The 12,047-nt window shown below is 60.7% G+C and carries 2 protein-coding genes; both read left to right on the top strand.

Annotation, left to right across the window (positions count from 1 at the left end; genetic code table 11):
• The first annotated feature begins 346 nt into the window (after positions 1 to 346).
• Positions 347 to 5,584 (top strand): RecQ family ATP-dependent DNA helicase, encoded by a 5,238-nt coding sequence (locus AB431_RS04700; protein WP_047333088.1) that lies wholly within the window; start codon positions 347 to 349, stop codon positions 5,582 to 5,584.
• Complete coding sequence (locus AB431_RS04695; RefSeq protein ID WP_047328958.1) at positions 5,581 to 12,015, top strand: SNF2-related protein; 6,435 nt, start codon at positions 5,581 to 5,583, stop codon at positions 12,013 to 12,015. Before AB431_RS04700 ends, AB431_RS04695 begins: the two co-directional genes overlap by 4 nt.
• The last annotated feature ends 32 nt before the right edge of the window (positions 12,016 to 12,047 follow it).

Here is a 12,047-nt window from a genome sequence, read left to right as displayed (position 1 = left end):
GCTCCAAGCTCAGGCACAAGGTCAAACAGGTACGGACGTCGCCGCTATACGGAGTACCAAGCGCGCCGCTTCCCGTGTTCAGGCAGGCTGATGAATGGTTGGGGCCCTCCGACAAGGGCGCCCGCCCTACTAGAGCCGGCGTTGCCTTTTTAGCCGAAGCCTCCGCGAAATGTTTTTAGCAACCCTAATGTCACTGTCCCTGGGACTGAGTATCGTCTGAGCGGCCGGCCAGTACTGACCTGGTCGAAAATTATTCGGTTCGTCGCAGGCGGGGGTTTGGGGTGCTAATCGGTAGCAGTACTGCGCTGCGACAATTGTTCGAGCCTCTTGCGTGCACGGAGTGGTCATGAGCACCGCGAACCGTCCTCTTCCTCCGGCTGCGGAGGCAGCCCACCGCATCCTCGCCGACGATGGCCCACTCACCGCGAGTGAACTTCGCGATCGCTTGCGGAAGGAACAGTTCGTTCTCCCTTTGGAACGGCTCCTGCAACTGCCGGACCGGTTCCCCCTCCGCTTTCAAGTCGCCGCCGACGGCCGGCTGTCGATCGCGGCGGCGGACCGCGACGAGAATCCCGAGGCCGATGAACCAGAGCCCGAAGCAGCGGATTGGTACGTCGCACGGCCGGAGCGCATTTCGATCGACCGTGTAGCCGTGCTGGACATCGAGACGACCGGGCTACACCGCGCGAGCGACTTCATCACCGAGATAGCGCTCGTCCGCATGGACGGCACGGTCTTGGTCGACCTCGCCGTCGAGCTACCTGACGGACTGGAACGACCGGTGCCCGCGGCAACCGAAACCGTCTCACTTGACAACGCCCTACGCGCGTTGACGACGCAGCTGGCAGACATTGACCTTGTCATCGGCCACAATCTGCTCGCATTCGATCTTCCGTTCGTAGCGCAAGCCGCCAGCCGTGCCGGCGCTCCGCCAGTTCGCTTTCCCTTGAGTGCTGACAGCATTCATCTGTCATTGCTCGTGGACGTCGCACTGCCCAACCGCCAGCTCGCAGATCTCTGCCTGGCCTACGAAGTCAACAACGACAGCCCACATCGAGCAGTCTCGGATGCCACTGCCACATCTGAAGTTATTCGAGCATTGCTGGCCTCAGTCGATGCGCGTGATCCAAGCTGGCAGCTCGCCATCGCTGCCCTCGAAACCCACGATCACTCCCTCGCGAAGCTCCTCCCCCAGTTGACCGACGCGCCGACGCTGTCAGCGCTGACACGACCGTCCGATCCCCTACTCGAGGCAACGGGGTCGCCGTCACCGGACGCGTGGTCGGCCGCGCGCGATGACTTTCCAGCTCTTCACCAACGCCATGGACTGCGTCCCCGCCCAGCACAACAAGAGATGGCGCATGCTGTCGCAGAGGTTTTCGATCGGGGCGGTCGGCTAGCCGTTGAGGCTCCGACCGGAACCGGTAAGTCCCTGGCGTATCTGCTTCCCGCCCTCGGCCGTGCGTCGCAAGCAGGTCGCCCAGTCTTGGTCGCGACGGCAACGAAGGCACTCCAAAACCAACTCCGTGCCGATGCGACGCGCCTCCATGAGGATGGCTTGCTGCGCGCACCATTTCGACAGATCCAGGGTGTAGGCAACTACGTCTGCGCGCGGGAGCTAGAAATCGTGCTCACTGACACGGAGGCGTCCGGACTTGCACTGGCCGTGGCCATCCGGGGCTTGGCTACATCGGCATCGGGCACGTGGGACGACGTCACGGATTACACATTGCGTAGCACGGATGCTCGTTACGCAAGAACACGGGCTCGACTCCGTACCAATTCGGGAGGTTGCGATCGGCGCAATTGCGCGTGGGCAAACGTCTGCCCTCTTATGCAACAGCTGGTAGGTCTCGAGAAGGCGCCAGGCGTCGTGTCGATCAACCACGCACTTATCGCGAGCTGGATAAAGCTCGAGCAGCAGGGTTCGCGCGCTCCAGGAGACGTGCTTGCCGAAGGCCGAGCTGATCTGGTCTTCGATGAGGCCCACGCCCTCGAAGACTCCTTGACCGCCGCGTGGACCGAACATGTGGACGCCCTCGAGCTCGAGATCCTCGTGAACAGCATGTCGCCACGTTCCAGACTGATCAGAGAGATTCGGTCGAAGGCCAGGGCTCAATCAGGCATCATCGACGCACTCGAACCAATCGCGACGGTGACCGCCCAAGTACGTTCAACCGCTGCAGAACTCGCAGAGGCAATTGACACGTACCTTCATGAGTACGCCGGCAAAGCCGACGCCGTAGTACTGCAGGCCGGTGTGGTAAACAACCGCCCGGAGTTCCGAAATCTACGGCAAGCTTCATCGACCGTCCGCTACTGGTTGATTCAGCTGGCCAAAGCTGTTATTAACCTTCGGGACTCGCTGTCGGAGATCAGCGGATTGAGGTCAGCCAAGCAACGACTTCGGGGCTATTCCGAGCGCCTCGACAACGCCATTGCCCTGCTAGAAGCTATGGGGACTCTGCCCGACAGCCACCTTTGGGTTTACCGACTCGCTGCGGAAGAAGACGACCCTGCGGCGTGGACGTTTGAGCGCATGCCCATCCACGTCTTCCCTGAGTTCAAGCAAAGTGTGGTTGACCGTACTCACTCTTCGGTGCTCTGTTCTGCAACGCTGACAGTGGAACGTCGTTTCGATTACCTCGGCTCACGTCTAGGCATCCGTATCAACCCGGACCCGGACGACGACGCGTTCCGAGCGTTGCTGTTGTCGTCGCCGTTCGACTATCAGAATCAGTCGGTAGTGGTGCTCACCAACCATCTTCCGGTGCCCGTGCCGGTCAACGAACGAGAATTTTGTGAGGAGATGGCCGCGGACCAAGCTGGCTTTCTGTCACTGTCTGGCGGTAAGACGTTGACGTTATTCGCTGCCCGTAAGCGCATGGAAGCGGTAGCCCACGGCGTCCGGACGAGAGAGAAAGAGCTCAAGGATCGCGGGGTTGAGATGCTCGTCCAAGATGAACTCGGACGCTCTCAGATATCTCATCGCTTCCGGACTGAGCCTGGCACCGTGCTCTACGGGCTCAAGTCGTATTGGGAGGGATTCGATGCCCCGGGCGAGACGCTTTCGTACCTGTTCATTGAAAAGCCGCCCTACCCTCATCCCGACGACCCTCTCGTATCGGCACGGCAGCGCGCCATAGCCGAGCGGGGTGGCGACCCGTTTCTCGACTACGTGCTGCCGATGACGGCCATGCTCTTCACGCAGGGCTTCGGCCGGTTGATTCGTTCCGAAACGGACAGGGGCGCAGCCTTTGTATGCGACCGACGGCTGCACGCACCGACGCAAGCCCAACGGGTAATTCTTGGCTCACTGCCTAATCCAATTATTCACGAAGCCATCGACCGAGACGACGCGTGGACACGGGCTATCGAGTTCGTCACCGGCGAGCCGCCCAATCTGTCGGAGGCCCTTTCGTTTGGTCGTGACGACGTCACGCAACTACTAGAGTCCCTGAGACTCGTCGAGGGGGAGGATCCCACTGCGAAGCTCACCGAGGCGGCGGAGAAGCTCTTCGGCATTACTAAATTGCACCCAAAGCAGCTTGAAGTAATGCGCGCCATCGTCGATGGCAAAGACGTAATGGCTGTCTTGCCTACAGGGTTCGGAAAGTCATTATGTTTCCAACTGCCTGCGCTACTTGCCCCGCAGGCTCGCGCGACGGTCGTCGTCTCGCCCCTCGTCGCGCTCATCAAAGATCAAGTCAACGACCTTCGCGGTCGACGCGGAATCCGACCAGTACAGGGCATCACTGGCACCACCTCGCGAGTGATTCAAACTGAAATATTGCGCGATACCGCCAACGGTCAAGTGCGCCTGCTGTATGTATCGCCCGAGCGCCTGGCGCGCGATCCCATCTTGCGCGGAGCCCTCGGTCGCCAGCAGCTCAACGGTGTCGTCGTCGATGAGGCGCACTGTGTGTCCGTTTGGGGACATGACTTCCGGCCGGAGTTCCGGCAAGTCCCTGCGTCCGTTGCAGCATTCGAAACTCGACCGCCGCGAGCGGGTCTGACCGCGACAGCCACAACCGAGGTGGAAACGGACATCACCACCGCGATGGATATGCACGATCCCATCGCCATCCGCGAGCCGAGCGACCGGCCCAATCTTCGCTTCCGCGTGGTGAGATGCGCGGACGAGCGAGATCGCGCACGGGAGTTGCTCCGGTTCGTGACATGGGCAGGCGACAAATCGGGAATCATCTACGTATCCAAACGTGCTCTGGCAGAGGAGATTGCAGCGCTGCTTCGTCGCGCTGGTCACGCTGCCCGGCCGTATCACGCGGGCATGGTCCCGGAACAACGCGACGCTGTTCAAGAAGACTTCGACTCCGATACGACAAAGATCATCGTCGCAACCAAAGCCTTCGGGATGGGTATCAACAAGCCCAATATCGGGTGGGTCGCGCACTACGACTTACCAGATTCACTCGATGGTTATGCCCAGGAAGCTGGCCGTGCTGCCCGTGCGCGCGATATCTCTGGCGACTGTGTGCTGCTGTACACCAACGCCGACCTCACCCGCCGCCGGCGACTTATCGAGGCCCACGGCACCAAGGCCGACGCGACCATCACCCAACGGTTGCTGGCCGCCTTGTGGGACTGCCCTGAACGAGGCGATAGCCGGGTCTTTGATATCGACGACATCGCCGACAGCCTGGGAATTGAGGACGATGAGATAAACGTGCACCTCGCTCAGCTAGAACGCGTCCATGCAATCGAACAAGGACTGGACTGCTCGGCACGAGGAATGGTTGATGTCGGGTTCCGGGAGCCAGACGATGAAGTAGAGCGGCGCCTCTTCCGCGATCTCTTTTATAGAGATCACAGGGCTCGGCCGAATGTCCGCATCCAACTTGATTTTCAACAGCTGAAGGATGAGCACGGATACGATCCCGACAAACTGGAGCAGCAGCTTATTGATTGGTCGCTAGACCGCCTGGTCACCTTCTCCAGCTCGCGCCGACTGCGCCGCGTCCGCACGCTTACGCGTGTCGCGCCTACGCAGGCGTTGGAAAGCGAATCCGCGCGATGGAAGTGGTGGCAGAAGCGTCGTCTCCAGGCGATGATCGACTACGCCACGGACGATTCACACTGCCGTCGGGTAGCGGTCGCAGAACATTTTGGGGACGTGGTTCAGGATTGCAAGAGCAGGGATGTCGAGCCCTGTGACATATGCAGCAGCGAGCCGGCCCCGTGGGCGGCGCTGGCGGACCACATGGTGCCAGATCCAGAGCTACTCGTGAACGTCGACCTCATTGCGTTGCAGTCCGTTGCTTGGGCATCGGCCTTCCGACGTGGGGCATATGGCGAAGCCAGCCTCAAGGCGGCCGTGCTTGGGCGAGAATCACTCGGCGAGGGCCGGCCGCTAGGCGCCGGCGTCCTTAGCTGTCCGCAGTTCGGTGCGCTGCGCCACGTTCGCAACGGCGAGCGACGCTGGGATGAAGCAGTCGCGAAGCTCGTCGGCCAGGGATTGATTGAGCGCCGTACCGCCATACGCGAAACCTCTCAAGCCGCTTACCAGTCCCTCGCCCTCACGAACCTCGGCGCGAAAACCCTTGGCATCACGGAGCCTCAATGATCGAAAAGCGAATCACGCAGCAGTTGCTGGAGACTGGCCAACTCGCTCTGACCGAGCGTGAATGTTCGGTGTTGGCTCTCCCAGAGCACAGCTCAAGCATTCAACTCGAACTCGAGAGCGAACCGTTTCTCGCCCAATGGAGCGGGCGCAGCCGACAACTCACCGGCGAGCTTCTCGGTGAGCGCCTTCAGGATTACGGTCAAGAGGGTGGCCTGCTGCGGCTGCGCCTCGTCGATCATGTGTATCGACTGCAGCTTCTGCCTCCCGGTACCCCCAGCCAAATCAGTATTGCAGCACCACCACCTGTCCCTGTCGCCAAATCGAGCGGGGCGAAGGCGAAACGACGCCGAGCGACGGTAGACCGCCAGTTCCACCCAGACACTGAATATGACTGGGGCGCAGGGGCAGACAAAACTATCGGCTTTCTCAGCACGGCACGCGAACTGCTGGCCGAACAGCTGAAGGCCGCTGGTTTCGACACACTCGACCTTGTCGAGCTACGCCTTCAGGGCGAAGAGCTAGCAACACTCGACGATTTCGAGGAACTCTTGGCGGTCGACGTCTCGAATGTCGACCGGATGCCTCACCAGGAGGCGGTGGCACGACACGCGTTGTCGCGACTTCGTGGCCGAGCCGTCCTCGCTGATGAAGTCGGTTTGGGTAAGACGATCGAGGCTGGGCTCGCCATCAAGGAACTCGCGCTGCGCGGTCTCGCGAAGAGGGTCCTTATATTGTGCCCAGCACCTTTGCGCGACCAGTGGCGTGAGGAGATGAACAGCAAGTTTGACATGAACTTCGACGTCGCCGCCCGTGGCCCTGAGATCCACCAGCAGGACAGGTTGATCCTCAGCTTGACGCTGGGCCGAAGCAACGCAGAGAAGCTCACAAAGAAGCCGTGGGACATTGTCATCGTCGACGAGGCTCACCGCGCGGCCGGCTCTGGCGCGCGCAAGACTCGCGACCTCATCACTTCACTAACTACCGCGTGCCGGTACGCCTTCTTTCTTACCGCGACGCCGGTCCAGAACGATCTACTCGAGCTCTACCGGCTGGTCGAGCTATTGCGTCCTGGCACTTTCAACTCGGTAAACGATTTCAAGCGCCAGTTCATGCGCGGCTACGACCCACGCACGCCAAACGACCCCGCCGCCCTACGGCGACTCATCAGCAGCGTGATGATCCGGACCACCCGGGCCCAAGCAGGAGTCGACCGAGTGGTGCGTCGCGCCGTCGATGTCCCCATCACGCTCGGGTCTCGTGAGAACGAACTGTATACGCTGGCAACGCAACTGCTTCGCAACGTAATGCGTGAATCGGGCGACACAATGCGGCGTCGCAGCCTTGCATTACGGTTGACGGCCAGTCCTTTCTCGATGGGAACCACAGCACTCAGAATGGCGGACCGCCATCCCGACGCCCGCGTGCGCGAAGTGCTGCACGAAGTTGGTCACCTTGCGATGGACATCAAAACGTCGGCCCGGGAAGACAAGGCAATTCAGATAACGCGGGATTGGATGCAGGAGCATGGCCGTGTCCTGATATTCACCCAGCACACGGATACAGTCACCGGGTTGCTTCGACGGATGGAAGCCGAAGGGCTCAGCGCGCGATCGTTTCACGGCTCGATGTCTGCCGGCGAACGTGCAGCTACGATAGCTGCTTTCAGATCCGGTGACGCCCCCATCATGATCTCGACGGACGCCGGAGCGGAAGGTCAAAACCTCCAGTTCTGCAACTGCGTTCTGAACTACGACTTGCCTTGGAATCCAATGCGCATCGAGCAGCGCATAGGTCGCGTGGATCGCCTGACGCAGCCCAAAGATGAGGTGTTCGTCGCCAACCTCTACGCTCAACGAACAATCGACGAAAGCGTCTTCCGGCTGCTAGCTGAGAAGCTTCGCATGTTCGAGCTGCTCTTCGGGCAGGTCACCACGATTCTCGGTGAACTCGACGACTCAAAGACTGCGAGCTTCGAAACACGCGTCATGGAGGCCCTATTCGCCGAGAGCGACGCGAAAATGAATACTCTACTTAACAAGCTGGGCACTGAGCTTGTCGACGCTCGCAAGAAGGCATCGCAACTAATCGCCGCAGATGCCGGTATGAGCAAGTGGATGGCGACGGGTTTCGAGCATCGCAAAGAGCTTACGAAGGCGGGCAGCACGGAGCTGGCTCCCGAGGTTAGCGAGCGTGCACGGATGCGCCAGCGTCGGGTACAGGCATGGGTGAGGAATGTTCTCCAAGCGCTCGGCGCGGTCATTGTGCACGACACTGGCAGCGGTGATGGAGCATTCATTACTGTGAAGTTCGACGAGGAATTCGATCAGGAACTTGGCGGCCGCACTCTCATGCATTTGGCGTTCGACCGCTTCGGACTGGAACACCATCCTGATGCTGAACTGTGCGCTGTCGGATCACCGGTCTTCGACGAGCTGCTTGGCCTGCTCCGTGTACGCGGGGACATGCACGCGACCGTGCCGGTGATCCCCGATGACATCGGACCTAGCCCGTATCGACATGCCGCCAACATCCGACTGCTCCGCCGGCGTCTCGTACCTTCCGGCTCATGGAGCGGGCAAGCGACGTTCCGAGCGACAGTGGGCGAAGCCGAGACAACTGAGCACCTCATCACGGCGGACATCAACGGGCACAACGAACGCCGACTCCCACGACGTCCACTCGAGGACGGAGAATCACTGCCGCCGGCATTCGACACCGCTCCGAAAGTAATCGCTCAGTTTGAACGTGCAGCGAAGGCCCAGCTCGAAAAGCTTCGTCGTGAACGCTCGACGCTGGTGGAGAAGGAGCAAAGTCAAGAGCTATCTCGAATCACCACAGGTTACAAAGCTCAGATAGCCGAGGCAGTCGCGGAGGATCGGACACGCCTGCAACGCGCTCTGCGCTCCGAGGAGGCTCGCCTCAGTCGGCGTCCAGACATACGCGCTAGAGCCAAGATCCTCGCGGTAACCCTCGACGAAGACGACTGGTTGGTCGAAGAGACTTGGCAGGGGCCCAGCGGCGACGAAGCTACGTTGACCTACGAGTGGGGTACCAATGAACCCGTAACGGTGGAGAGCGACTTCTCCGGTCAAGCAATCGAGATACTTGCGCTCTGCTCCGCAATGCATTGGGTCGACGAATCAGAAGTAACCCATTGCGAGTCGTGTGCCCGCTCATTGTGCGAGGGTTGCGGCGACGATGCGGTCTTCGCACCATGCGCCGTATGTGGACAGTCGAGCTGTGCTCAATGCCGCCGCGATACAGGGGGGCTCTGCCAAACGTGTGCCTCACCGGAGCGCGTGCCTGAACTGGATGACGAATTTTCTATCGCTTGGAAGCTCAACCGAGGCAACATCCTTCGAGTGGGCGATCGAGTCGCCGAATTGGTCCGACCCGACTCAACTTCAGCGGTTATTGTTCACGAGTCTGACGCGGCCGACCCCCAACGGGTCCGCCTGCGTGCGTACGCAAGACAGAACGGCCTGCCGTTGGACTGCGGCCTTATTACTCGGGACCTGACCGGGCGTCGATTGCAAGACAGCAATACGCGGGCCCGGCTGCATAGCACCGAAAGGGTCGCGGTCGAACGGTCGATTGCTTTCGATGCCGGTTCGTCGATCGACAGCAAGGCCGTAGCCGACCTACCGACCTCGGCACCGGAGGTTCCTGTCAGCTCCGAAGCGGAGTCCGGACTTGCCCATCTGTTGAAGAAGCTACGCGGTGATGTCGTGCCGCCACCACGTCCGGCCGTGTTGATCACGCGCCGTTCGTATTTCGTGGACACCTATCTTGAAGCACATCAGATCGTGCAGGAGGACTCCTCCGTCAACGACGAAGGAGTCCCCGAGACATCAGATGTGCGGAGTGCCGGCATTCACTGGCAGGCGCCATCGACTGACAGTCCTTCAATCGCCACTGCCGAACTCCCCGGACTTCACGTGACTTTGGAACGCAGGAACGAGGCGGTGCTAGTCAGCGCTCGCCACGCGAACGACAAAGTCGGCACGTGGATCGCATGCCCGCATGGATTCACACCTGCGGAACAGTTGGGTGCTCACGAATATCTCTCCGCGATCGGGATGCCGGGAGGACGGATCGGTAAGCGAAGTGACGAGATTGTTCGAATAGTCGGAGACTTCCCGTCGCCGTCGGAATGCACATTACAGAAACGAGACATACGTCCGGTCGCAGAGCTGGTCGAGCTCACTGCCGATGCAGAAATCGTCGCAGCCGACAACGCTTCGCTTCTGGCGCTGGGCGTGGTTTCCAATCCATCAGCAATACAGGGTATCTCCTTACTGCCGAGTGAATTGGCCTCGGAGCTGATCGCCCAGAGCACGCGTAGCTTTACTGCTGCGCTGTGCAATGGTCTGGAAGTTGCGGAGACCTGGCAAGGACACGGCACCGCAACGCACGTCTACCAGACATTCGATGGCTCTCCGCTGACTCCCCAGGTAAACGACCTCGGAATCCGGCAATCGAATTTCGGGGTGTGTCGGGACGGACACTTCTACGCCGCCGGAGCGGCTGCCCTGTGCTCATCTTGTGATTCTTGGGCATGTCGCGCCTGTGACGACTTCGGCCAGCTGGCCTCGCTTACATGTGGGGGTTGTTCACATGAGGTTTGCCGACGATGCGCATCTACTAGCCACAAAGTCTCCCCGGTTCGATGCCTTCTGTGTGGTGACCACGCCTGCACCGATTGCGGTCGGGACCCGCAGGTCGCTGCATGCGCGATGTGCGAACGAGCCATGTGCATGTCGTGCCGAGTGGACGATCTTTGCCCAGCCTGCGACAGGATGGCACCGATAACAGACGAGCAGCGGGCGACGCTGCCTGCAGCTCTCGCGGCGCACGGGACAACGATTCAAGCAGGTACGGACGACCACGCGCTTGTGGTCCTCATCAACCGCGGACGGGCCTACGAGCAAGCCATCATCCGCCACAGCGCTGTTACACGGTGGGTTGCGTTCGACCGCGGTCACATCGACAACTCGTACTCCTTGCGCTTGTCGGCAAGTCGCGCGCTGCAGACTCAGGTCGTCCCGGCTGCCCAAATACTCCAGCCCGAGTCGACACGCACAGACCCTCGGCTCGTCGTGCACTCGAAACGCGAATTCCGCTCGGTCTGGTCGGCTCCAGAGCTCGATGCCTCCGGGAGAAGCCCCAAACCACAACCGTCTCCTACGGATGACCTAGCTGCAGCTGTCGTAGAACTATTCCCGCCGTTGGCGCACTGTCCGGAGGCGGCCCTGCAGACGCCGAATCGGCTTAGGCCCGTCCTGCACGCTATGGACCAGCCCTCGACCACTCCGCTGATCATGCGCTGGGAGCGTTCGGGTTTCGAGGTTGCGATCACGCCTGAGGGAATCAGCGAGATAACCATTGTTGACTCGGACGAGCACGAGGTCACCGTAGAGTGGGGTGCGGCCGAGCCGCGGCCGCCGTGGGTGACTGATGCATGGAATCCCGAGCCGACGGTCCGGGAGATGGTCATCGGAACTGACACCGAGGCAGTCATTTCCAGCATGGCGAACCTGGTCACGCTCGGTGTGCGCCGCCTCGAAGAGGTGCACTGGTACCTGATTTCAATGTCTGAGCATGCGCCTGCCGCCACGCTACTGTCGCGGCAGATGGGCTTGGGTGACGCCGACGAGGTCGGTGTCTACACCGATCCGAACAAGGTCACTTTGTCTACTCTCTCGAACGCCACGGCGGTTGCTCACCACATCGAGCCGCGTGGACAGATCAAGACCGGGCCAAGGTCGGTCGCGGACGGCACGAACGATGCCCTCGACGCGTGGATGCCGGGCCAACTGGTTGTCATCCCGCAGTTCAGTGAGCTACCGCAACGGCTTCGAGGCCTGTTGCAGACGCTCATCCCGCCGACGCCGCGGAGCCGCCTGGATATTGGTGCATCGGTAACGCAGAGCGTCACTGTTGCCGGCGGCCAAGAGTGGCGTTATGACGTCGTCCTCGCGCCCGGCCAGACCGACGCCCGCCGAGTTGATCACATCACCAGGCAGATTCTCGATTGGGGTGGGATTGACCGGGAGGGGCATTTCGGATCAGTTGCTGCCCAATGCGGTTACTGCCAACAGCCAGTCTGCCCCGCATGCACAGACGGCATTGTCGTGTGTGATTGCTGCGGGATCGCCATTTGCAAGAGATGCGTACACACGCCATTCAGCGGAATGTGGCTCTGCCACGGGTGTTCGTCGGTGCGTCCGCCTAGCCGTCAAGAGGCTCGCGAACACGGGCGACTCTTGTTTAAGCGTGGCATGCTCATTGGCGTCGATCCTCTGCATACCGTCGTGGTCGAACACTCGAAGTCCCACTGGGAAATTCACGGTCCGGACGGAAAAAAGCGCCTGATCGCCAATCCGTCAGTAGCTCGATATCTCGACCAACGATTGGCGGAGATGGACTAGCAAGTGGTGTGACATTCGTCGACGCAAGAACG

This window comes from Mycobacterium sp. EPa45 (genome assembly GCF_001021385.1).
In the GTDB taxonomy this organism is placed as follows: domain Bacteria; phylum Actinomycetota; class Actinomycetes; order Mycobacteriales; family Mycobacteriaceae; genus Mycobacterium.
This window is presented reverse-complemented; position numbering and strand designations above follow the sequence as displayed.